22 protein-coding genes, 1 pseudogene and 1 riboswitch are annotated in these 21,721 nt (G+C 70.7%); of the genes and pseudogenes, 11 read left to right on the top strand and 12 right to left on the bottom strand.

The annotated features are described in order from the left end of the window. Nucleotides 1-39 precede the first annotated feature (39 nt). Complete coding sequence (locus OG417_RS02670) at nucleotides 40-516, top strand: GNAT family N-acetyltransferase (RefSeq protein WP_329249177.1); 477 nt, start codon at nucleotides 40-42, stop codon at nucleotides 514-516. Here the strand turns inward: OG417_RS02670 and OG417_RS02665 are convergent. The 3 genes from OG417_RS02665 to OG417_RS02655 are packed head-to-tail and all read right to left on the bottom strand — an operon-like array spanning nucleotide 513 to nucleotide 3,990. Further along, nucleotides 513-1,640 (bottom strand): sensor histidine kinase, encoded by a 1,128-nt coding sequence (locus OG417_RS02665; RefSeq protein WP_329249174.1) that lies wholly within the window; start codon nucleotides 1,638-1,640, stop codon nucleotides 513-515. The two genes, OG417_RS02670 and OG417_RS02665, sit on opposite strands and share 4 nt — an antisense overlap. Further along, nucleotides 1,637-2,335 (bottom strand): response regulator transcription factor, encoded by a 699-nt coding sequence (locus OG417_RS02660; protein ID WP_329249170.1) that lies wholly within the window; start codon nucleotides 2,333-2,335, stop codon nucleotides 1,637-1,639. Before OG417_RS02660 ends, OG417_RS02665 begins: the two co-directional genes overlap by 4 nt. Further along, entirely contained in the window at nucleotides 2,329-3,990 is a 1,662-nt protein-coding gene (locus tag OG417_RS02655) for a hypothetical protein (RefSeq protein WP_329249167.1), read from the bottom strand. Before OG417_RS02655 ends, OG417_RS02660 begins: the two co-directional genes overlap by 7 nt. A gap of 173 nt (nucleotides 3,991-4,163) precedes the next feature. On the opposite strand from OG417_RS02655, the gene OG417_RS02650 reads away from it, so the two are divergent. The 8 genes and pseudogenes from OG417_RS02650 (at nucleotide 4,164) to OG417_RS02615 (ending at nucleotide 11,429) form a co-directional block, all read left to right on the top strand. Continuing rightward, nucleotides 4,164-4,790 (top strand): glycosyltransferase family 2 protein, encoded by a 627-nt coding sequence (locus tag OG417_RS02650; RefSeq protein ID WP_329249164.1) that lies wholly within the window; start codon nucleotides 4,164-4,166, stop codon nucleotides 4,788-4,790. 95 nt (nucleotides 4,791-4,885) lie between these two features. Further along, entirely contained in the window at nucleotides 4,886-5,518 is a 633-nt protein-coding gene (locus tag OG417_RS02645) for a TIGR04282 family arsenosugar biosynthesis glycosyltransferase (protein WP_329249161.1), read from the top strand. Beyond that, the gene (locus OG417_RS02640; protein ID WP_329249158.1) at nucleotides 5,515-6,129 is read left to right on the top strand and encodes an SAM-dependent methyltransferase; all 615 of its coding nucleotides are present in this window, start codon (nucleotides 5,515-5,517) and stop codon (nucleotides 6,127-6,129) included. The genes OG417_RS02645 and OG417_RS02640 overlap by 4 nt, the downstream gene beginning before the upstream one ends. 32 nt (nucleotides 6,130-6,161) lie before the next feature. Continuing rightward, a complete protein-coding gene (locus OG417_RS02635; RefSeq protein WP_329249154.1) occupies nucleotides 6,162-7,319 on the top strand; it encodes a molybdopterin-dependent oxidoreductase in 1,158 nt (385 codons plus the stop codon). Between the two features lie 32 nt (nucleotides 7,320-7,351). Then, the gene (locus OG417_RS02630; RefSeq protein WP_329249151.1) at nucleotides 7,352-7,864 is read left to right on the top strand and encodes a hypothetical protein; all 513 of its coding nucleotides are present in this window, start codon (nucleotides 7,352-7,354) and stop codon (nucleotides 7,862-7,864) included. Between the two features lie 40 nt (nucleotides 7,865-7,904). Next, a pseudogene (locus OG417_RS02625) lies at nucleotides 7,905-9,446 on the top strand (long-chain-fatty-acid--CoA ligase); the annotation flags it as partial. A 28-nt stretch (nucleotides 9,447-9,474) separates the two neighbouring features. Beyond that, nucleotides 9,475-10,158: a ComEA family DNA-binding protein gene (locus tag OG417_RS02620; protein ID WP_329249149.1), complete on the top strand. Its 684-nt coding sequence runs from the start codon at nucleotides 9,475-9,477 to the stop codon at nucleotides 10,156-10,158. A gap of 77 nt (nucleotides 10,159-10,235) precedes the next feature. Continuing rightward, nucleotides 10,236-11,429, top strand: a complete 1,194-nt coding sequence (locus OG417_RS02615) for an arginine deiminase (protein ID WP_329249146.1) — start codon at nucleotides 10,236-10,238, stop codon at nucleotides 11,427-11,429. A 33-nt stretch (nucleotides 11,430-11,462) separates the two neighbouring features. Here OG417_RS02615 and OG417_RS02610 read toward each other — a convergent pair whose 3' ends face one another. The 4 genes from OG417_RS02610 to OG417_RS02595 all read right to left on the bottom strand — a co-directional run bounded on the left by OG417_RS02610 (nucleotide 11,463) and on the right by OG417_RS02595 (nucleotide 16,000). Further along, a complete protein-coding gene (locus OG417_RS02610; RefSeq protein WP_329249141.1) occupies nucleotides 11,463-11,915 on the bottom strand; it encodes an ATP-binding protein in 453 nt (150 codons plus the stop codon). A gap of 187 nt (nucleotides 11,916-12,102) precedes the next feature. Then, a complete protein-coding gene (locus OG417_RS02605) occupies nucleotides 12,103-13,935 on the bottom strand; it encodes a PAS domain S-box protein (RefSeq protein WP_442875736.1) in 1,833 nt (610 codons plus the stop codon). Between the two features lie 80 nt (nucleotides 13,936-14,015). Beyond that, a complete protein-coding gene (locus OG417_RS02600) occupies nucleotides 14,016-14,648 on the bottom strand; it encodes a DUF6000 family protein (RefSeq protein WP_329249132.1) in 633 nt (210 codons plus the stop codon). 2 nt (nucleotides 14,649-14,650) lie between these two features. Then, entirely contained in the window at nucleotides 14,651-16,000 is a 1,350-nt protein-coding gene (locus tag OG417_RS02595; RefSeq protein WP_329249129.1) for a purine-cytosine permease family protein, read from the bottom strand. Continuing rightward, nucleotides 15,993-16,109: riboswitch (TPP riboswitch) on the bottom strand. It overlaps the preceding gene by 8 nt. 100 nt (nucleotides 16,110-16,209) lie before the next feature. On the opposite strand from OG417_RS02595, the gene OG417_RS02590 reads away from it, so the two are divergent. Beyond that, entirely contained in the window at nucleotides 16,210-16,704 is a 495-nt protein-coding gene (locus OG417_RS02590; protein ID WP_329249126.1) for a GNAT family N-acetyltransferase, read from the top strand. Nucleotides 16,705-16,812: 108 nt separating this feature from the next. On the opposite strand, the gene OG417_RS02585 is transcribed toward OG417_RS02590, so the two are convergent. Then, a complete protein-coding gene (locus OG417_RS02585) occupies nucleotides 16,813-17,151 on the bottom strand; it encodes a rhodanese-like domain-containing protein (protein WP_329249123.1) in 339 nt (112 codons plus the stop codon). An 84-nt stretch (nucleotides 17,152-17,235) separates the two neighbouring features. Between OG417_RS02585 and OG417_RS02580 the strand changes: the two genes are divergently transcribed. After that, a complete protein-coding gene (locus tag OG417_RS02580) occupies nucleotides 17,236-17,754 on the top strand; it encodes an SSI family serine proteinase inhibitor (RefSeq protein WP_329249120.1) in 519 nt (172 codons plus the stop codon). Between the two features lie 339 nt (nucleotides 17,755-18,093). Here OG417_RS02580 and OG417_RS02575 read toward each other — a convergent pair whose 3' ends face one another. The 4 genes from OG417_RS02575 to OG417_RS02560 form a co-directional block, all read right to left on the bottom strand. Continuing rightward, the gene (locus OG417_RS02575; RefSeq protein WP_329249116.1) at nucleotides 18,094-18,642 is read right to left on the bottom strand and encodes a hemerythrin domain-containing protein; all 549 of its coding nucleotides are present in this window, start codon (nucleotides 18,640-18,642) and stop codon (nucleotides 18,094-18,096) included. Nucleotides 18,643-19,555: 913 nt separating this feature from the next. Further along, the gene (locus tag OG417_RS02570; RefSeq protein WP_329249114.1) at nucleotides 19,556-20,416 is read right to left on the bottom strand and encodes an Fpg/Nei family DNA glycosylase; all 861 of its coding nucleotides are present in this window, start codon (nucleotides 20,414-20,416) and stop codon (nucleotides 19,556-19,558) included. Between the two features lie 337 nt (nucleotides 20,417-20,753). Then, complete coding sequence (locus OG417_RS02565; protein WP_329249111.1) at nucleotides 20,754-21,362, bottom strand: TenA family protein; 609 nt, start codon at nucleotides 21,360-21,362, stop codon at nucleotides 20,754-20,756. A gap of 105 nt (nucleotides 21,363-21,467) precedes the next feature. Continuing rightward, nucleotides 21,468-21,671 (bottom strand): DUF1918 domain-containing protein, encoded by a 204-nt coding sequence (locus OG417_RS02560; protein WP_329249108.1) that lies wholly within the window; start codon nucleotides 21,669-21,671, stop codon nucleotides 21,468-21,470. Nucleotides 21,672-21,721: the final 50 nt, after the last annotated feature.

Genomic DNA, 21,721 nt, shown 5'->3' with positions numbered 1-21,721 from the left:
CCGGACGACCCGGGCCGCCACAGAACGGAGCTCCCGTTGATGACGACGCGCTTGGCGGAGAGTACGGACCACGATGACGCGGTCGCTGTGTGGCGTGCGGCCAACGTCGCGCGCGGACGGCCGCCGGAGGCCGCGCGGGTCGACCGGGTACGCGCCAAGCTCGGTGAGCCGGACGCCATCGTCATCGTGGCGGTCGCATCCGGGCGGGTATGCGGGATGCTGCTGGCCGAGCCCGGCCGTGACCTCGACGGACGAGGGGCGCGGGTGGACGGGCTGTGCCACATCTCCATGGTGTTCGTGCACCCCGGGCGGCAGGGGCAGGGCATCGGCCGGCTGCTCCTGGAGCGGCTGCGCACGCACATGGCCGCACTCGCCGGCACGCGCTTGCAGGTGTGGACCGGTTCGGGCAACGAGCGGGCGCGACGGCTGTACCGGCGAGCCGGGTTCGCGCCGAGCGGCCGGACCGCGCTGCTCGAACCGGGCCGGACGATCGAGCAGTTCGTGCTCGATCTCTAGACGCCCAGGGGGAGGCGGATGACGAAGCGGCAGCCGGTGCCGGCGTTCGACACGCCGATCTCGCCGTCGTGGGCCTCGACGATGCCGCGGGCGATGGCGAGCCCCAGTCCCGCTCCGCCGCCCGGCGTACGGGCCGCCTCGCCGCGGAAGGCCACGTCGAACAGCCGGGGCAGGTCCTGTTCGGGGATGCCGCCGCACGCGTCCGACACGGTCACGCACGCCATGCCCTGCTCGATCCCGGCGACGACCTCCACGCCGCCGTCCTCCGGGGTGTGGCGGATGGCGTTCACGACGAGGTTGCGCAGGGCGCGACCGAGTTCGGCGGCGTCGGCCTCGACCGGGAGGATCTGGTCGGCCAGGCCGCTGAGCCGTACGCCCTTGGCGCGGGCGAGCGGCTCCGTACCGGCCACCGTGTCGGAGACCAGCTCGGCGAGGCCGACACGCCGCCGCGACAGGCGGAGCGCGCCCGCGTGGATCCGGGACAGCTCGAACAGGTCGTCCACCATCGCGGCCAGCCGGTCGGCCTCGGCGCGGATCTGGGCGTGGTAGCGGCGTACGGTCTCGGCGTCGGCGACGACCTCGTCCTCCAGCGCCTCGGCCATGGCCCGCAGCCCTGCCAGCGGCGTACGCAGGTCGTGGCTGACCCAGGCGACCAGTTCCCGGCGGCTGGCCTCCAGCGTGCGCTCGCGCGCGCGGGCGGTCTCCAGGCGCGTGTAGGCGGCGGAGAGTTCGGCGGCGAGTTCGTCCAGTTCGGCCGGCAGCGTACCGTCCGGCGGGACGAAGCGGCCGTCGTCACCGGCGCGGCGTACGGAGTCGAGCAGGGCGCGGCTGCCCGCGATCAGCCGGTGGCCGAGCAGCAGCGAGACGCCCAATCCGACGAGGCCCGCGATGGCCGTGACGGTCAGGGTCACCGACCGGTCGTGGTCGGTGATCAGCATCTTCAGCGTGATCGTGACGATGCCGGCGACGGTCGCCAGCACGGTCGCCGCCGAGACGACGGCCAGCTGGGTCGTGATCGAGCGGGCGCGCAGGGTGTACAGGAGTCCGACGCCGACCGCGCCGGCGACCAGCGCGGCTCCGGCGGCGTACGCGACGACCTCGGCGAACGCGTGGAAAGGGATCATGTCGTGGGCTCGTAGCGGTAGCCGACGCCCCAGACGGTCAGGATGCGCCGGGGGGCGGTGGGGTCGGGTTCGATCTTCTCGCGCAGCCGGCGAACGTGGACGGTCACCGTCGAGGAGTCGCCGAACTCCCAGCCCCACACCTTCTCCAGCAGTTCGGCGCGGGTGAACGCCTGCCGCGGATGCCGCATGAGGAAGGCGAGGAGGTCGAACTCCCGTACGGTGAGTGAAACGGACTCGCCGCGGAGCCGTACCTCGTGCGCGGCGGAGTCGACGGTGAGGTCGCCGTCGTGGATCGTCTCGCCGGTCGGGGCCAGGGCGCCGCGGGCCCTGCGGAGCACGGACCGCACGCGGAGGGCCAGCTCGCGGGGGCTGAACGGCTTGGTGACGTAGTCGTCCGCGCCGGTCTCCAGCCCGACGAGGCGGTCGGTCTCCTCGCCGAGCGCGCTCAGCATGACGATCGGCACGGGCCGGCGTTCCCGCAGCCTGCGGCAGACCTCGAGGCCGTCGATGCCGGGCAGCATGAGGTCGAGGACGACCAGGTCGGGATCGCTCTGGGCGGCGACGCGCAGCGCGGCGTGCCCGTCGGCGACGCAGTCGACGTCGTACCCGTCGCGCATGAGGTAGCGGGCGACGACCTCGGCGACGGTCGGATCGTCGTCGACGACCAGGATGCGGCCGGTCTCGGTGTTCACCATGGCGATCTCACCAGTGCCTGGATCAGGAGGGCGGTGACGGCCTGGACGAGCAGCGCTCGCCGGGCGGGAGGCCGGTAGACGGCGGCGGCCGCCGTCAACCACGCAGCGTACGGCAGCCAGATCCGCTCGACCTCACCGCGTGTGACTCCGGAGAGGTCGAGCGCGAGCACGCCGAGCAGCGCCGCGGCGAGGAGAACCCCGAGCGCCCGCCCCCGCCGCAGGACGTACGGGAGCGCCGCGCCGGCCATGGGACCGATGATCAGCGCGAGGACGGCGAGATCTCCGGCGAAGAAGTAGGCGTAGGGCCGGTCCGATCCCGCGCCCGCGGCCCAGGCGGCGTGAGTGGCCATCACCCCGTCCCACCAGAGGAACCCGCCCAGCGTGAAGGCGAGCGGCACCACGGCACAGCCGAGAACGAACGCGCCGACGATCGCGCGCCGCGGCCGGGTGAGGAGGAACACCGCGAGCGGCAGGGCGAGGATCGTGACGAGCCCATAGTTGAGGTACGGCAGGGAGCCGGTCACCACCCCCGCGACGACCGCGACCGGCAACCGCCGCGCGAGTCCGGACCGCTGCGGAGGAAACTCGGCCGGCGATCGCTCGCGTGCGAGGCTGGGTGGCCGCGCGTCCGGTGAGATGTCATGAGCCGTGGATCGCGCGGGGGCGTGGAAACCGGCCCACAGCCGAACGGTTATCCACAGCCTGTGGAAGGTCTTGTGCCCGTCATCCACAGGGCTTGATGATTGGAGTGGGCTGGTCCCCCCGGGCGGGTGGGGAGCATCCTCCCCGGCGCGGGCGGTCGCTTCGGCGGTCAGGGCGACGGCCCACGCCGCTACGCCCAGGAAAAGAGCATCCATGCTGGTCGCGAGGCAGATGACCGTGGGTGCCAGCGCCACGAAGGGCAGGGCGCGGCGGGCGGTCTCCTCGTCGCACAGGGTGCGGATCGTCATGGCGATCGCGGCGACCGACGACGTGCCGACGGCTATCACCAGGGCGGCGGCCCAGACCGGTTCGTTGAGGCCTGTCCACCGGAGTATCCACAGGATCAGGGCCGGCAGCGGTGGATGGCCCTTGATGTGTGTCGGGTACTCCTGGAGGTGGCGGGTGAAGCCGCGCAGCCAGGCCAGTGGGTGGTCGCCCATCGCGGGCAGGCCGGCGAGATACTCCGTCGGCGCGGTCAGCGGGCGGCCCACGCCGTCGGGCCATTGGAGGGTCACGGCCCACAGGGCGGAGGCGAGCCAGCCGACCGCGAGAAGCGGCCGCCAGCGCAGACGCCGGGCTGCCGCGGGCAGGAAGGCGACGCCGGCCGACGCGACGACGACCGCCGGGACGAGAGGGACGATCAGCAGGCGCGCGGAGGCGTGCAGCGGCGGCAGGGCGTCCACAGGGAGCGCTCCGGCCGCTCGCAACGCGGCTCCCACCCCGAAGGCGACGGCGACGAATGCCGCCCAGCCCCCCGCCCAGATCGCTGTCCGGCGGTGTCCCGGGGGCCGTGGGGAGACGTCGTCTCCCGTCGGGACCACGACCGCGCCGACCGTGCCGCTCCCGCCGGGCTCGCCGTGCGCCTCAGGCCGGTCCGGCGCAACGAGGTCGCCGGACAGGGGCGCGGGGTCGGCGACGGTGGGTTCGGAGCCGGGCGTCTGGGAGCGGGACACCCTCCGACACTAGGGCTGACCAGCCCGGACACCCCTGGTACGTCATCACTCCGTAAGGGTTTGCGGCGAAGGCGGCGTCATCGCTTCGTAAGCACCCGTGCGGTGACCGGCTGTGACGCGGCGTCATCATCCTGTAAGGGTCGGCGGCGGTTCTGCGGGCTTAGCGTCCTCGCATGATCGACGTCGTACTGCCCTGCCTCGACGAGGCGGCGGCGCTGCCCTGGGTTCTCGGCCGCATGCCCGGCGGTTATCGGGCCATCGTGGTCGACAACGGGTCCACCGACGGCTCGGCGGACGTCGCCGCCGCACACGGTGCCCACGTCGTGCACGAGCCGCAACGAGGATTCGGCGCCGCCTGTCACGCGGGGCTGCTCGCCGCCACCAGCGACATCGTCTGCTTCATGGACGCCGACGCCTCGCTCGACCCGGCCGAACTGCCGAAGGTCACGGGCCTTCTCACCGGTGCCGCGCTCGGGCTCGGCCGCCGGCGGCCCACTGCGCGTGGCGCCTGGCCCCCGCACGCCCGTCTCGGCAACGCGCTCATCGCCCGGCGGTTCGGGTTGCGGGACATCGGCCCGATGCGGGCCGCCGACCGCGAACGCCTGCTCGGACTGGGACTGACCGACCGACGCTCCGGCTACCCGCTGGAGATGGTCCTGCGGGCGGCCGAGAGCGGCTGGCGCATCAGGGAGACGGACGTGGCCTACCACCCGCGTACGGGCCGGTCGAAGGTCACCGGGACGGTACGCGGCACGCTCCAGGCCGTCCGCGACATGCGCCGCGTCCTGGAGGCCTCATGAGTGAGCGAAGCGGGCGAACCGATGCGTGGGCGCGTCCCGGCGAAGGAGGGCGGCGAAGCGATGAGCACGCGCGCCCGGCCGGTGAAGGAGGGCACATGAGCTTCACGCTCCTCGTCATCGCCAAGGAGCCGGTGCCGGGCCGCGTGAAGACCCGGCTCAGCCCGCCGTACACGTCCGGGCAGGCCGCGCTCATCGCCGAGGCCGCGCTCGCCGACACGCTCGACACCGTCGTCGCGGCTCCCGCGGCGCGTCACGTGGTCGCGCTGGAGGGACGGCCCGGCACGTGGCTGCCGCGCGGGGTCGAGGTCATCGCCCAGCGCGGTGCGGGCCTCGACGAACGGCTCGCGAACGCCTTCGCGGACGTCGGCGGGCCCGCCGTACTGATCGGCATGGACACGCCGCAGGTGACACCCGGGATGCTCGCCGACGCGGGCAGGCGTCTCAGCGACTGCGACGCGGTGTACGGGCCCGCCGCCGACGGCGGGTTCTGGCTGCTCGGCCTGCGCGACCCCGACCCGCGGCGGCTGCGAGGCGTCCCGATGTCCCGTCCCGACACCGGCGCCCGCCAGCTCGAACGCCTGGCCGGGCTCCGTGTCGCGACGCTCGGGACGCTGCGGGACGTCGACACCGCCGGCGACGCGGTACGCGTGGCCGCCCAGGCTCCCGGCACACGCTTCGCCGCCGCCGTACGCGCCGCCGAACACGCCGTCCACGCGGGAGCGCGATGATCGGCCACCTGTACGAGGGCTCGCTCGCCGGCCTGGGCGAGGTCGTGATCGAACACGAGGACGGGCGTACGGAGCGGCTCCCGGTCGACCAGTGGCGCGACGGACGGCCCGGCGACGACGCCCTGCTCGACCGGTGCCAGGGACCGACGCTGGACATCGGGTCGGGCCCCGGACGCCTCACCGTCGCCCTCGCCGAACGCGGGCTGCCCGCCCTGGGCATCGACGTCACCCCGTACGCCGTGGAGATGACCCGGGCCGCGGGCGGCATGGCGCTGCTCCGCGACGTGTTCGACCGGATCCCCGGCGCGGGGCGCTGGCAGACCGTGCTGCTCGCGGACGGGAACATCGGCATCGGCGGCGATCCGCCCGTGCTCCTGCGACGCGTCGCGGCGCTCCTCGACCGGACCGGCCGCGCCATCGTCGAACTCGGCGACACGACCCGCACCGAATGGCTGCGGCTGCGCGACGGAGGGCAGGCCGGGGACTGGTTCCGCTGGGCCCATCTCGACGTGGAAGCGATCGGCCCCTGCGCCGGCGAGGCCGGGCTGACCGTGACCACCATCTGGACGGAGGCGGCGCGATGCTTCGCCGAGCTGATCCCCGACGCCTGATGCGCCGAGTCGCCCCGGCGCGTCTCACCCGCATGGCCGCCGCCGATTCCCGGCGGCTGGCACGGCGGATCGACACGGACGCCGAACGCCTCACCCGCCGGATCGGCACGGTCTTCACCAGCCGTCTCCACGACGAACGGGTCGCGGCCTGGCTCGGGCTGTGTCTCGGCGTCAGCTTCACCGTCGCGTTCGTCACCGGCCTGGTCAGCCACTTCATGCAGCATCCGCCGTCATGGATGGTCTGGCCGTCGCGGCCGGTCGGGCTCTACCGGTTCACCCAGGGTGCGCACGTCATCTGCGGGTTGGCCACCGTCCCGCTCCTGCTCGCCAAGCTGTGGACGGTGTACCCGAAGCTGTGGCAGTGGCCGCCGATCCGCTCGGTGGCCCACGCGGCCCGGCGCGGCGTCGTCTTCCTTCTCGTCGGCGGTTCGCTGTTCCAGCTGGTCACCGGCCTGTTCAACGTCGACTACTGGTACCCGTTCCCGTTCTTCTTCACGGTGGCGCACTACTGGACCGCCTATGTCGTCTTCGGCGCCGTCCTCATCCACGCCGCCGACGAGTGGGCCAAGGTCAAGGGGCTGCGCCGGCCTCCGCCGCCGTACGGGCCGTCGCGGCGCGGCTTCCTCGCCACGGTCGCGGGAGCCTGTGGCCTCGTCGCGGTGACGACCGTCGGCGAGACGTTCACGCCACTCGGCGACCTGGCCGTCCTCGCCCCCCGGCGCCCCGGCACCGGTCCGCAGCGCCTGCCCGTCAACAAGACCGCGCTCGCGGCCGGCGTCACCCGGAGCACCGGCTGGCGGCTCGCGGTCACCGGTGCCGTACGGCGGGAGCTCTCGCTCGGCCTGGACGACCTGCGCGCGATGCCCCGGCACGTCGTACGACTGCCGATCGCCTGTGTCGAGGGGTGGAGCGCCGAGGCCACCTGGGCCGGAGTACGGCTGAGGGACGTCCTGCGCGCGGCCGGCGTCGAGGACGACGCGCGTGTACGCGTCGAGTCGCTGCAGAAGGGGGGCCTCTACCGGGCGTCCCAGGTCGATCCGCCGCACTGGCACGACCCGCTGACCCTCCTGGCGCTCGAGGTGAACGGCGAGCCGCTCTCCCTCGACCACGGCTACCCCTGCCGCCTGATCGCACCGGACCGGCCGGGCGTCATGCAGACGAAGTGGGTCGCGAAGCTGGAGGTGAGCTGATGGTGCGCCGGACGCTCTACGCCGCCGGTGCCGTGCTCATCGGCGTCGGGCTCGCCGGGATCGGCCGCCACGTCGAGGTCGTGGGCTGGGCGGTCTGGTTCGCGGGTGTCGCGGTCGCGCACGACGCGGTGTTCGCGCCGCTGGTCCTCGGTGCGGCGTACGTGACGAGGCGGGCGCCGGCGGTGTGGCGCCGCGCGGCCGTCGTCGCAGGTACGGTCACGCTCGTCGCGCTGCCCGCGGTGCTCGGATTCGGCCGGCGGAGTGACGATCCGTCGGTGCTCCCGCAGGCGTACGGGAGGCATCTTGTCGCGATTGTCACTTTGATAGGGCTTGTAACCGGTGCCGTCGCCGCGCTGAACGCGTACGCTCGCCCCATGGGCAAGGCGATACTTTCGATTGTCGGCGTGCTGTTGGCGATCTGGCTGGTCTTCATGGTGATCGGCATGATCATCTCGGCGTTGAAGTTCCTCATCTGGATCGGCTTCCTCGCGGTCATCGGCGCGGTGATCGTGACCCTCATCAGCAAAATGGCGAAAAGCAGTTAGCGCGAGCCTTGTCGCGTGATGTCGGGTCGCGCATGATTCCGCCATGACTCTCACCGGCATGCTCCGCGAGCAAGCGGCGACGCACCCCGACCGGATCGCCTACGTCTACGAGGGCGAGCAGGTCACCTTCGCGGAGTTCGATCGGCGTGTGGACGCTGTCGCGGCGGCGCTGCGCGCTTCCGGCGTGGGGCCCGGTGACCGCGTCGCCGTGCTCGACAAAAACTCCTTGGCCTGCGTCGAGCTGCTGTTCGGCGCGGCGCGTGCCGGTGGGGTCCAGGTGCCGGTCAACTACCGGCTCGCGCCCGCCGAGGTCGCCTACATCGTCGACAACGCCAGGGCGAAGGTCCTCGTCGCCGGACCCGAGTTCGTCCCCGTCCTCGACGCCATCGCCGACGATCTCCAGCACACCGAGCACGTGATCGTGGTCGGCGAAACGGAGCGCTACGAGAGCTACGCCACCTGGAGCACCGGCGGTGCGGATGAGCCGGCGCGGCGGGATGACACCGGCGAGGTGTTCGCCCAGCTGTACTCCTCCGGCACCACCGGGCGACCCAAGGGCGTCATGCTCACGCACGACAACTTCCTCGCGCTGCTGCCGGTCGTCGACCAGCTCTGGGATCTGACGCCCGAGAGCGTCAACATGGTCGCGATGCCGCTGTACCACATCGCGGGCTGCGCCCTCGCGGTCGGCGTGGTCTACGCCGGCATCCCCGCGGTGATCGTGCGGGAGCCCGACCCGGTCGCGATCGCCCGGGCGATCGAGGCGCACCGGGTCACGCACGTGTTCCTCGTTCCGGCGTTGCTGCTGTTCATGCAGCAGATCCCGCAGGTCCGCGAGGCGGACCTGTCCAGTCTCCGGCTCCTGCTGTACGGCGCCTCTCCGATCAGCGACGAGGTGCTGCGCGGCGCGATGGAGCTGCTGCCGGGCACCGGGTTCATGCAGGTGTACGGGCTGACCGAGACGACCGGCTCGATCACGTACCTGCCACCGGCGGACCACGTGCCCGACGGCACCCGGCTGCGCAGCGCCGGCATGGCGGGCCCCGGCGTCGAGCTGCGGATCCTCGATCCGGCCACCGGTGACGAGCTGCCCACCGGCCAGGTCGGGGAGATCGTCTGCCGCACCGCGCAGAACATGCGCGGCTACTGGTCGCTCGAACAGGCCACGCGCGAGGCGCTGCTGCCCGGCGGCTGGCTGCGCACGGGCGACGCCGGCTACCTCGACGAGGACGGCTACCTGTTCATCCACGACCGCGTCAAGGACATGATCATCTCGGGCGGGGAGAACATCTACCCGGCCGAGGTGGAGAACGCCCTGATGAGTCACCCGGCGGTGGCCGACTGCGCGGTGATCGGCGTACCGGACGAAAAGTGGGGTGAGACCCCGAAGGCCATCGTCGTACGCGGCGGCGAGATCACCGAACAGGAGCTGATCGGCTACTGCCGCGAGAGGCTGGCGCACTTCAAGTGCCCGACCTCGGTCGAGTGGGTCGAGACGATCCCGCGCAACCCGACGGGCAAGGTCCTCAAGCGGCAGCTCCGCGAGCCGTACTGGGCCGGAGAGTCCCGCGCGGTGCGCTGAGCCGGGTACACGAGGGCAAAGGGGGAGCATGGTTCCGTTTCAGCCTGGATCTCCGCTGCCGCCGGACCGGCTTCGCGCGATCCTCGGCAACGCGGTCATGCGCCAGGTCGCGCGCGGCTGGCGGATCGAGTCACAGGTCGACAACCAGGCGATCATGGCCAACGGCGGTGACGTCAACCATGCGGCACACCTGTTGATCAGTGTGCTGACCTGCGGCGCGTGGCTGCCGGTCTGGCTGATCATCGGCCTGGTCGGCAACGAGAAGCGCGTGAGCATCACGGTCGATCCGAACGGCGTCGTGCTGTTCAACGGCCGGCCGGCGCCGATGGTCGCCCCACCGCCGGCACGGCCGCGGCGACGCCAGCGTGGCGACGCCAACGCTCAGGCGATCGCCGCCGCCAACATGCGCCGCGAACTGCGCCGGCAGGCCCGTGAGCACGCCGCCGAGGACGTCGCGCTCGCCCGCGAGCTGCGCATCGGCCGGCCCGACCTGCCCCGGCAGTACGACGACGGCGGGCTGATCGACGTCAACCACGTGCCCGCACCCGCGCTGACCATGCTGTCCGGCGTGACTCCGGAGATCGCCGAACGGATCGTGTCGATGCGCGAGCACGTCGGCCGTTTCTCCTCCGCCGAGGAGCTCGTGGCGACCGCGGACCTGCACCCGGACCTGACACCGGAGATCAAGGAGTACGGCATCTTTCTGCCATGAGCAGGTGGGAAAGTCCATGAAAGATGCCGACTGGGCGAAAACTCACGGCTTCACTTAGGGCGACTAAGCTCGCAAATGTGACTCATGCCTACCGTGTCGACAGCGAGGTCGGCCGCCTGAGGACCGTGCTCCTGCACCGTCCAGGCGCTGAGTTGAGGCGGCTGACGCCGCGGAACAACGACCAGCTTCTCTTCGACGGCATCCCCTGGGTCGGCCGTGCCCAGCAGGAGCACGACGCCTTCGCGCAGGCGCTGCGGGACCACGACGTCGAGGTCCTCTACCTGACCGAACTCCTCCAGGACACGCTGGAGTACCAGCCGGCGCGCGACGAGGCCATCGCCGGCGTGCTCGACGACCCCCGGCTCGGCGACCAGCTCCGCAAGATCCTGGGAGCGTTCCTCGGCGACCTGACGCCGGAGGCCCTCACCCAGGTGCTCGTCGCGGGCCTCGCCCACGAGGAGCTGAAGACCGGCCGTGGCCTGGTCTACCAGCTCATGGACCGGCACGACTTCGTCATCGACCCGCTGCCGAACCTGCTGTTCACCCGCGACTCCAGCGTCTGGATCGGCGACCGGGTGGCCGTGACGAGCCTGGCGATGCCGGCGCGGCAGCGCGAGACCGCGCTCACCCAGCTGATCTACCGGCACCATCCGAGGTTCGAGAACGCCGCGCCCGTGTACGAGCCCGCCCTGGAGCACCTGGAGGGCGGCGACGTGCTGCTCCTGGCCCCGGGTGTGCTGGCCATCGGCACCGGGGAGCGTACGACGCCGGCGGGGGTCGAGCGGCTGGCCCGGCAGGTCTTCGCCAGCGGGCTGGTGCACACCGTGCTCGCGGTGCCGATCGCCCAGGACCGCGCGACGATGCACCTCGACACGATCTGCACGATGGTCGACGTCGACAAGGTCGTCATGTACCCGGCCGTGGCGTACTCCCTGACCGCCTACACCGTGACCAGCGAGAACGGCGACCTGCGGGTGTCTCGCGCCCGCCCGTTCCTGGAGGCCGCCGCGCAGGCCATGCGCATCGACCGGCTCAGCGTGATCGACACCGGCCTCGACCCGGTCACCGCCGAGCGCGAGCAGTGGGACGACGGCAACAACACGCTCGCGGTCGGGCCGCGGCTGGCGGTGGCGTACGAGCGCAACGTCGAGACCAACGCCCGGCTGGAGGCGGCGGGCATCGAGGTCATCCGGATCGAGGGCAGCGAGCTGGGCAGCGGACGAGGCGGCCCGCGCTGCATGTCCTGCCCGGTGCTGCGCGACCCGGCCTGAGAGCCCGCCCCGCGGGCGGCGTCCGGTGTGGGGTCAGTGGGCCTGGTTGAGCAGGCCGTGCGGGGGATCGGCGGCCGACCGGCCGTTGTTCGTGTGCGGGGAGTGCAGGGTCGCCCAGACGGTGGTGCCGCCGTCGTCGTGGTGGACGCCCCAGCCGTCCGCGAGGGATTCGACGATGCCGAGGCCGCGCCCGCCGAGCGAGGACAGCGTGGCGCGGGCGCGCCGGGGCTCGGTCATGGCACCGCCGTCGCTGACCGCGAGCTGGATGAGGTCGCCCTGGCGGCTCCACGCGACGCGTATGTCCCCGGAGGGCAGGGGGCGTGCGTGCCGCAGGGCGTTGCTGATCAGCTCACTGACGATCACGGCTGCGTCGTCGGCGATGTCCTCGTACACCCCCGACTCGAGGAGCTCCGCCGCGAGACGCCTGCGTACCACCGAAACACTCGACGGCGCATGCGGCAGGAATACGACGCTCGACGCCCTCACCTCCCCAGGGGGCGCGGAACTTCTCCCGGACACTCCCCGTAACGTCACTCCGGTACGACCGAAATGCCCAGTTAAAGCGGTCGGAAACCCTGCCACAGGAATCTATTGCCAACACAACGAGCAACGGTGACCCCGACCGCGCACGAAATGATGGTGTAGATCGCCACAGAACGTACAGTATGACCGACTACTGTGAGTGGTCGGCACGGGGGAGGGTGAATCGCATGAGCGTGCCCGGAGCGTCCGGCCGGGCGTGCGCGGTGACCTCTCCGTGCTGGGCGCGGGCGAGTCTGCGCACGATGTAGAGCCCGAGCCCGAGTCCGCCGAACCGGCGGCGGTCCCCCGCCTCGCCCTGGACGAAGCGCTCGAAGACCCGCTCGCGGTCTCCCGCCGGGATGCCGACACCGTCGTCCTCGACGGTGACAACGATCAATTCGTCCTCGGCGTCCGCGCGTACGGTGACCGTCCCCCCTCCCGGGGAGTACTTCACGGCGTTCTCCAGGAGCTGCCCGATGATGATGTCGGTGGCCATCGCGTCGCCGAGGGCCTCCGGCAGCTTCTCGTCGATCATCAGCTCCAGCGTGTGCTGCTCCGACATCCCGCGGAAGCCCTCGACCGCGCCGTGCAGGAGGCGGTCGAGGTCGAACGGCTCGTTGGTCACGTCGAGCCCGTCGGGCACCGCACGGGAGTAGAGCAGGTTGTCCACCAGCTGACCCAGCGTCTGGGCGCGCTCGGCGATGATCGCCACCGCCTGCCGCCGGTCGGCGTCGCCGAGCTTGTCCCACCGGTTGACGAGTGTGCGGGCGAACCCGTGCACGACGGTGATCGGCGTGCGCAGCTCGTGACTCGTCATCGACAGGAACAGGTCCTTGGCGGCCTCCAGCGACTTGGCCTCGGTCACGTCGCGGAAGTCGACGACGATCTCGTCGTGGTCTTCGATCTCGGAGTACAGCACGTTGAGCCAGGCGCCCGACTCGACCTGGATCGTCGGCTCCGCGTCCGGCGCGGGCAGCGCGAACGGCAGCGGCCGGCCGATCACCTCGTCGGCGTCCATGCCGGTGATCGCGCGTGCGGCGGGGTTCCACTGCCGGACGATGCCGTCGCGGTCGAGCACGGCGATGCCGTCGGCACTGGCCTCGATGACGGCCCGCTCGTGCTTGCGCTGCTTGACCACCTCGGAGTAGCTGACCGCGTTGCCGACCACGACCCCGGCGTGCCCGGCGAACAGCTCCAGGAGCTCCAGCTCGATGTGCCCCGCCTTGTGGCCGGAGAACAGGGCGTAGAGGGCGCCGTACGGCCGGCCGTGCACGGTGGAGACGCCGAGCGCGATCGTGTGCAGGCCCTCCAGCTCCGACCAGATCAGATCGCCGAGGCTGCGGGTGTCGGCGGTGGCGAGCATGACCGTACGGCCGGAGCGCAACAGCTCGCCGACCAGGCTCGTGCGCAGGTCGGAGGTGACGCCGCGCAGGCGCTCCGGCAGGCCGCTGATGCTGACGAGCCGCAGCGTGCCGGTCGCCTGCTCGATGAGCACGAACCCGGCCGCGTCGGCGCCGGTCAGCTCGATGACACTGCCCGCGACCCGGTCGAGGACGGCCGACAGCTCCCGCTCGGCGTTCAGGTCGGCCACGACGTCGTTGAGCCGGCGGACGAGACGGATCCGCTCGGCCGCCTGGTGCTGGACCGCCTCGTCCTCGTCGGCGGCCCGGTAGAAGCCGACCCAGCCGAGCAGCTCGTCGTCGTCGGACCGCATGCAGCTCACCACGGCGCGTACGTCGAGCAGGCGCCCGTCGCGGTGCAGCCGCCGGGTGGCGAAGGAGATGTGCCCGCCCTCGCGTACGCGCTCGAGCACGGCCCGGTGCTCGGCGGTGTACTCCTCCGGAATCGTGCGCAGCGGCCGGCCGATCGCCTCGTCGGCGGCCCAGCCGAACAGCCGCTCAGCGGCGGGGTTCCACAGGCGTACGGTGAGGTCGGGCCCGAGCGCGATCATTGCGTCGGCGGCCGAGGCCACGGCCGCGCGCATCGTCGCGTCGGAGGTGTTCACGGGGCCATAGTGCCACCGCCGACGGGTCGAACGGTTGCGAAACCGCTCTTAAACGAAGGTCAAGAAGACTTCGCATTTGTGGATGAGTCACCGCCGGCGCCGTGAATGTCGTCCGCCAGCGCACACAGCCGGCCGGTGACACGCCGGTACTCGACGGGGTCCAGGTCGCGCGTTGCCGAGCGCGCCCAGAGGCCGTCCGCCCCCAGGAAGCGGGCGGCGCGGTGGCCGCCCAGCCGGTCGTCGAGGTACAGCAGCGCGCCGATCGCCCAGTGCTGGTCGTAGTAGCAGTCACGCCGCGGCAGATAACGATCCAGGTACGCGGCGAGCAGGTCCGCGTCCTCGTGCCCGCCGAAGCGCGCCAGGGCGAAGCAGTAGGCCTCGCCCGCGTACATCAGCTCGCTCTCCAGGAGGAGCTCGCCGAGAAGACGACGGAACATGGTGCGGCGGTCCAAGCCGATCAGCCAGGCGGCGGTGAGGCGAGACCGCCACTCCACGGTCAGCAGCCGGCCGAGCTCCTCATCGGTGATCCGCCGGGCGTCCTCGGCGAGCGCGCGCAGGAACGCGCGATCCTCCCCCAGCGCGCCGCCGTGGAAAAGCCGAAGGTAGCGCTGTTGACCCGGCACGGACGACCACACCACGTAGCGGCGGACGAGATCGGCGACCGCGGGGTCGTCGGGCCGGACGAAGCCCACGGTCAGACGTCTTCGGTGGCCGGACGTTCCGTACGGCGCAGAGCGCCGATGGCCGCCGTGACCAGGCCGGCGACGGCGAACGACAGCAGGGAGGCGCTCATCCAGCTCGACGGGGTGAAGTGCAGCGCGCTCTGGGCGTTCGTCCACATGCGGGACCACCAGCCGACGGTGCCCGGGTTGATCAGCTGGTACGTGGCGATGCCGACCGCCCAGGCGACGATCATCGACCAGCGGGCCGGGGCCCCCTCCGACACATCCCAGCCGCGACGGCCGCCGAAGCAGAAGAAGTCGACCGCCAGCACGCCCAGCATCGGCACGAACACCGAGCCGATCAGCGTGAGGAAGCCGGCGTAGTCGTTCATGTTCAGCGCGAGTGCCAACACCGTGATGAGCGCTCCCAGCACGACCGTCAGCAGGCGCCGGTCCAGGCGCGGGGCGAGGTTCTGGATCGACATGGCGGTCGAGTAGACGTCCGCGAACGACTGGTCGGCCTCGCGCAGGACGAACACCGCGAAGAACAGCGTGCCGAGCGCCACGTGCTGGAACGGCCCGAACACCTTGGTGGAGTCCTCCGCGACCAGCGCCAGGGCGAGCAGGCCGAGCACGTACGCGACGATCTGCGTCACCCCGTACGCCACGCTGGCCGCGCCGAAGGCGGCACGCTCGGACCTGGAGTGCCGCGTGTAGTCGGCGGCCATCGGCACCCAGGAGATCGAGACGGCCAGCGCCGCGTCCGCGCCGATCCAGAAGTGGCTCCAAGAGCCGTACGTGAGGTTCGGCAGCGGCTGGCGCGTGAGCTGGATGTAGAAGTAGACCAGGGCGATCACGACCGCGGTGGTCACGTAGCGGCGCAGCACCCGTACCGAGCCGAGCGGCCAGATGGTCAGCACCGTGGTGATCACCCCGGCCACGACGACGTACAGCCAGTGGGGCCCACCGCCGAAGATCTGCTCGGCGGCGTCCGCGATCACGATCAGCTCGAAGGTCCCCCAGCCGATCATCTGCAGGATGTTGAACACCGTCGGCACGTACGACAGCCGGGTGCCGAACAGGCCCCGCAGCAGCATCATGGCCGGTACGCCGGCCCGCGCGCCCGGCACCGCGGCCAGGCCGAGCATGATCCCGCCGATCGCGGTACCGACGATCATGGCGACGATACCGGCCATGATCGGCAGCTGCGGCGTGCCCTGCGCGTCCGGCGCCAGCACGGTGACCGCGCCGGAGAAGGCGAGCAGGCTGACGCCCAGGTTGGCCCAGAACGCGCTCTGGTCCCAGAAGCTGAGGACCTTGGGCGCGGGCTGGTCGAGCGTGTACGGAGCCTCGTTGTGTGGTTGGTCGACGGCAGTGCTCACAGAGCACACTCCCTACGCCGGCATTACCCGGTCAGGTTCGAGCGGTCGGCGGCACCTGCGAAGCCGCCCTCTCAGCCCGGTCGACGCCCGAGCTCCCGCGTTATCAAGTTGGCCGGTGACAATGTATACCGGTTCAGCGGATTTGCCACCGGCAGGAGACCGATGCCACAGCCGCGTACGTCGCCGGCTCGGACGCGAGGAGTCTGGGTATGACCGATCGTTCCGCTGCGGCCACCAAGCGGTTCCGTCTCGACGTTCGGCTGCCGCGGGAGGTGCCGGCTCACGGCTTCCGGCATCCGGTCGAGGCCGACATACCTGCTCTCGGGCGGCTGATGTGGGACGCGTACCGGGGCTCACCCGATGAGGAGGACACCGGGGGCAGTGTCGTCTCGGTGACGGAGGAGATCCGGCTGGCCTTCACCGGGACCCATGGACCTTTTCTTCCGACGGCGTCCTTCGTCGCGGATGACGAGGCCCGCCCCGTGGCCGCCGCCCTGGTGACGGTGTGGAAGGAAGTGCCGCTGCTGGCGTACGTCTTCACCGCACCGTCACATGCCGGTCGGGGGCTCGGGCGAGCGCTGATCGAAGCGACGATGCACGCTCTGGGCGAGCAGGGCCATCCGCTGTTGTCCCTCGCCGTGACGGAACACAACAGCCGGGCCCGTCGCCTCTATGAATCCTTGGGCTTCACGCCCCACCGATAACGCGCGAGCCGGGGCAACGTACGTCGCCGGTCGAGGAGACGTACGGTCCGCGGGTTCAGACGACCTGTGGGGTTTGCACGACGTACGGGTTTCGGTGACCTATGGGGTTCAGGCGACGTACGGTTCGCCGCCGGACTCGCTCACCATCGGGAGCCCCGCCGCCTCCCAGGCGTGCATGCCGCCGTCGACGTTCGCGGCCTTCCATCCGGCGTTGTTGAACGCCGCCACGGCCTGCGCGGATCGCGCCCCTGACCTGCAGATAACGTAGATATCGCGGTCTTCCGGGACCTCGCGGGCTCGGGCGTTCAACTCGCTGAGCGGGATGTGGACGGCGTCGGGCGCGTGCCCGGCCTGCCACTCGTCGTTCTCCCGCACGTCGAGCAGGTAGCCGTCACCGGGAACCTCGGCGACCGCCACGGTGGGTAGCGGATCGTTGAAGAATTTCACATGTCCACGGAACCATGTGCGAGCGGCCGGAGTCGAATCGTCATGAGGCAATCTCTATCGAGACTGGGAAGGACGGCCATCGTCGTGCCGGGCGTGGTCACGGCACTGACGCTGACCGGCTGCAAGGACAACGGAACCGCGACGAGCCAGCCGAGCAACCAGGCCTCACCGCCCGCACAGAGCACGACGCCCGGTTCACCGGCACCGACGCCCGTCTCGCAGACCCCCACCCCGCCCCCCGGTGGCAAGATCGGCACGGACGGGACCAAACTCACCATCACGGTGCGCATGGCACCGAACTCCCACCCGATCACGCGCACACTCACCTGCGATCCGGCGGGCGGCAACACCCCGAACGCGGCCCAGGCGTGCGCGAGCCTGGAAAAGGTGTCCGCGGCCAAGGGCGGCGACCCGTTCGCCCCGACGCCGAAGGGCCAGATGTGCACCCAGATCTACGGCGGCCCGCAGACCGCCACGGTCAAGGGCATCTGGAAGGGCAAGAAGGTCGACACGACGTTCGGCCGCAAGAACGGCTGCGAGATCAAGCGCTGGAACGACCTCGCCGCCCTCTTCGGACCCCTGGCGCACACCCCGACACACTGACCGCCCCCGAGCCGAGCCCCTTGGCAGGGCCTGACTTCGCGAAGCCTCCCCTTGCGAAGCCCGCCTGCCCAGGGGCCGACCCCACTTCCATTGTCCAGCCTGCGTTATCTGGTGTCGCTCTCAAGCCGCTGATCGCCCGACGTGGAGCCGCCCACGGAGCCGGGCTGGGCAAGGTGCGCTGGGTCTTGAGCGCGCCTTCGCCTTACGATCAGTAGGCAAGGTCTAGACGGTGGAACATCGGGCGCGGCGATTCGGCCGCTGCGTGCGGTGGAACCTGGCCTCACGCCCGCGACCGGGGCCATGGCCTACAGCCGTTTCTACGCCCGGCCGGCCCGGTGTTCAGTCGCCGGGAGCGGCTGGGCTCAAGCGGTGGAGAACCCGGTCACCGAAGCGGATCGTGAATCCGGCGCCGCACGCCTTCTCGACCACGACGGCGTCCTCGAACGACTTGATCACGTCCCCGAGTTCCACAAGCGTCTGCCTGTCCCCGTACCGGGCCAGCCAGGGGAACACGGCCAGTTCTTCATGAAGGATCACCCGACTCCCCTCCGCGACGAGCTTGGTGACCAGCGCATCAAAGGAGTTGCTGTCCGGTTCGGCCTCGGCCAGGTCCGCCAGAATTTGTTCGACCCGGACGTCAATATCTTTATGGTGAGAGAAGTCGATCACGCAGTCGACTATGGCCTCGCGGGCTACCGGAAAGACTTCGCGAGCTACCGGATACAAGTACAGATCCTCGGCGGCTATATGCCGCATCACCTCGACGGTCAGCTCGTCGACGAGCTGTCGGCGATCTTCGTCACGTCTCACCAGGCGTGCGAGCAGGTTCGCGATGCGACGATGATCCCGGGTAAGCACACTGATCAACGAACGGTCGTCGGAATCCATCGGAGTCCCCTACCTCACTCGGGTATCAGCCTCCGCATGGGTACCGCGGCAGCTCACTCGCGGGCGCCGAAACGATCCTCTGTGCACCCAACCAGGCTGATACGGCAGATGCGGGGCGGCAAGCAGCGGGTGGGACCAGCCGTTCTCTGCTGTGAAACCGCTCGGCTGGCCGGTGTTCCCGGACGGCCCCGTGCTGCCCGCGCTCACCTGCGGCTCGCCGCCCTCTATCTGAGGCCATTCCCGGACCCTGCCGTTGTAAATGCGCGAGCGGTGGCCGCGCGAACGCGGCCGTGGCCGGAGCCTTCCACCATCCAGCCGCGGAACCGGCCGAGGTGTCGGGCGATCTTGCCGGCGACCTCGGGCGAGCGGACGCCATGCACAGCAGTGGTCGAGTTACGCCTGGATTCACCCGAGCGTCTCGGTGTCCTCGGCTGGGACCCCGAGGACCGTCAGCATTTCGTTAAAGCGAACTCGCCGGGATTGCGCCGGCGTTCGTCGAAAACGGGGCCGTGACCATGCGCGTTTACTTCACCGACCAGCGATGACGCGCGACTACCCCAGATAACCGTCGGCACGGCCCCAGAAGGCCTTCGGGTACCTGTGGACAACTGACCGATCGCCCTCGTGGAGCCTGCCCCGCGGAGCCCGCCCTAGCGCCGCGACAAGACCGGCACCATCGTCATCTCGATCAACTCTCGCCCGGGCGCTCTCGGTTTCCTTGCCCCCGCGGAGCCCGGCCGTCGTGGAGCCCGCGCCTCGCGAAGCCCGCGCCTCGCGGAGTTCGCTCGTCGTGGGAGCCCGCCCGCCCCTCGTGGAGCCCGCCCTCCCAGGGGGAGCCATCCCAATTTCATCGTTTCGTGTGCTGGTCGGCGGGGACAAGGGGCTTCCACAGCCTGTGGATAACTGCGGCCGCCTACTTGAGCAGGCGTGACATTCGGCGGTCGGCGAGTGGTTTGCCGCCGGTCTGGCATGTTGGGCAGTACTGCAGTGCCCGGTCGGCGAACGAGACCTCCCGGATCGTGTCGCCGCAGACCGGGCACTTCTCGCCTGCCCGGCCGTGTACGCGCAGGCCCGACTTCTTCTCGCCCTTGAGGTCCTTGGCCGCGAGGCCCTTCGAACGCTCAACGGCATCGCCGAGCGTCGTGACGATCGCCTCGTAGAGTGTCGCGACCTCCTCCTCGGTGAGGCTCGCGGCGAGCTTGTACGGCGACATCTTGGCGGCGTGGAGTACCTCGTCGGAGTAGGCGTTGCCGATGCCGGCGATCACGCTTTGATCGCGGAGCACGCCCTTGATCTGCGTACGGCGGCCGTCGAGGATCTTCGCCAACGTCTCGGCGCCGAACTCCTCGCGCAGTGGGTCCGGGCCGAGCGTCCTGATGCCGGGCACCTCCTGCGGGTCGCGGACGACATAGACCGCGAGCCGCTTCTGCGTGCCGGCCTCGGTCAGGTCGAACCCGGACTCGTCGTCGAGGTGGGCGCGCATGGCGAGTGGGCCTTTGCCGGGCCTCGGCGGCGCGGCCGGCAGCTTGTCCTTCCAGCGCAGCCAGCCCGCCCGCGACAGGTGGACGATCAGGTGCAGGCCGTCCACGTCCAGATCGAGGAACTTGCCGTACCGGGTGACATCGGTGATCGACAGCCCGCTCAGCGCGGTGATCGGCGGGTCGTAGGTCTTCAGGCACGAGATCGCGACGACGTCGACGCGGGCGATCGCCCGGCCGACAGCGTTCTCGCGCAGGAACGCGGCGAGGGACTCGACTTCCGGCAGCTCCGGCATACCCCAAGGCTCACGGATTTCCTTAAGGATCCGCAAGTAGCGGTCATAAGAGGTGTCGAGTTGCTGTGGTGGTTCAAGTAAGGCGGGACGCGCTGGACGGGGTCTCGCCGGTAGGCGGTCGGTGTTCTGATGGGCCTGGCCACTCGCTCGTATTTTCGAGTCCTCATGCGGAACACCGAACTGGGCGCAGGCTTCCACCTACACGCCCACGCCACCCCACCCCGGTGGACAGATCCACCAGTCACAACACAGCAGGGGACCACGGATCCCTAAGCTGATCAGAGACGCTAACCTTGTCCACAGCCCTGTGGACAAACCCGGCCGGGCCAGCCGGATTTCACGACGGCACGTCCCAGAACGCCAGCTCGTGGCGCATGCCCTCGAGGAACGCCGTACGGGCCCGTTCGGGGTCCGGTGCGGCTTCGTCGATCATGACCGCGACCCGCCCGGCGAGCATCGCGAAGCCCGGGTCCGCGTACGCGTCCACCCAACGGCGGTAGCGAGGATCGGCCGGTGGGTCCTCCGCCAGGATCCGGCCGAGCGTGGAGTACCCCCACATGCAGGGATAGAGAGCCGCGAGCCCTTCGCCGTACGAGGCGGCGGAGTCCAGGAGGAACGCGGTGTATGCCGCGCAGGCGGGCCCCTTGACGGCACCCTCGAGGTCCGCGCCGAACTCCGCGGCGAGGGTCCGGTGCAGCGACAGCTCGTCGAAGAAGGTCGAGTGCGCCAGCTCCACCAGGTCGCCGAGATGCCCGTCGGGCGCCTGCCACGCCAGCCGCGCGAACACCCGTACGTAGTCGTGGAGGAAGAGGTAGTCCTGCTCCAGCCACCCGCGGAAGACGGCGAGGTCGAGGTCGCCGCGCGCGATCCCGGCCACCGTCGGGTGGCGGAGCTGCTCCTCGACGAGTGGTCGGCCGATCGTTTCGAGTTCCCTAGCCAGACTCATGTCCGGCAGTCTCACACGACGAGGCACCCTCAGCCCCCGCTTGGGCACCCCTCAGCCGGCGTGCTCCCGACGATCCCCGGCGGGCCTCTACGGGTGGAGCACGCCTCAGTCGGCCTTCTCGTGGTGCGGCATCCGTTCGACGAACGCGTCCGAGGAGGGGAAGAACACGCTCTCGTGCCCGTCCTCCCAGCGGACCAGGTACGGCGGTGCCCCATCCGTCCCGTGCACCTCGATGATCACGGCCTGACGATCGTGGTCCCCGACGTGGTGACCCCGGACCAGCAACGCATCGCCCGTGTGCGCTCGCATTGGCCCCTCCCATCTCCGGCTATGTGGTCACCGTCGCTCGGCGGGACCCG

It is taken from the genome of Actinoallomurus sp. NBC_01490 (assembly GCF_036227085.1).
Lineage (GTDB): Bacteria > Actinomycetota > Actinomycetes > Streptosporangiales > Streptosporangiaceae > Actinoallomurus > Actinoallomurus oryzae.
This window is presented reverse-complemented; position numbering and strand designations above follow the sequence as displayed.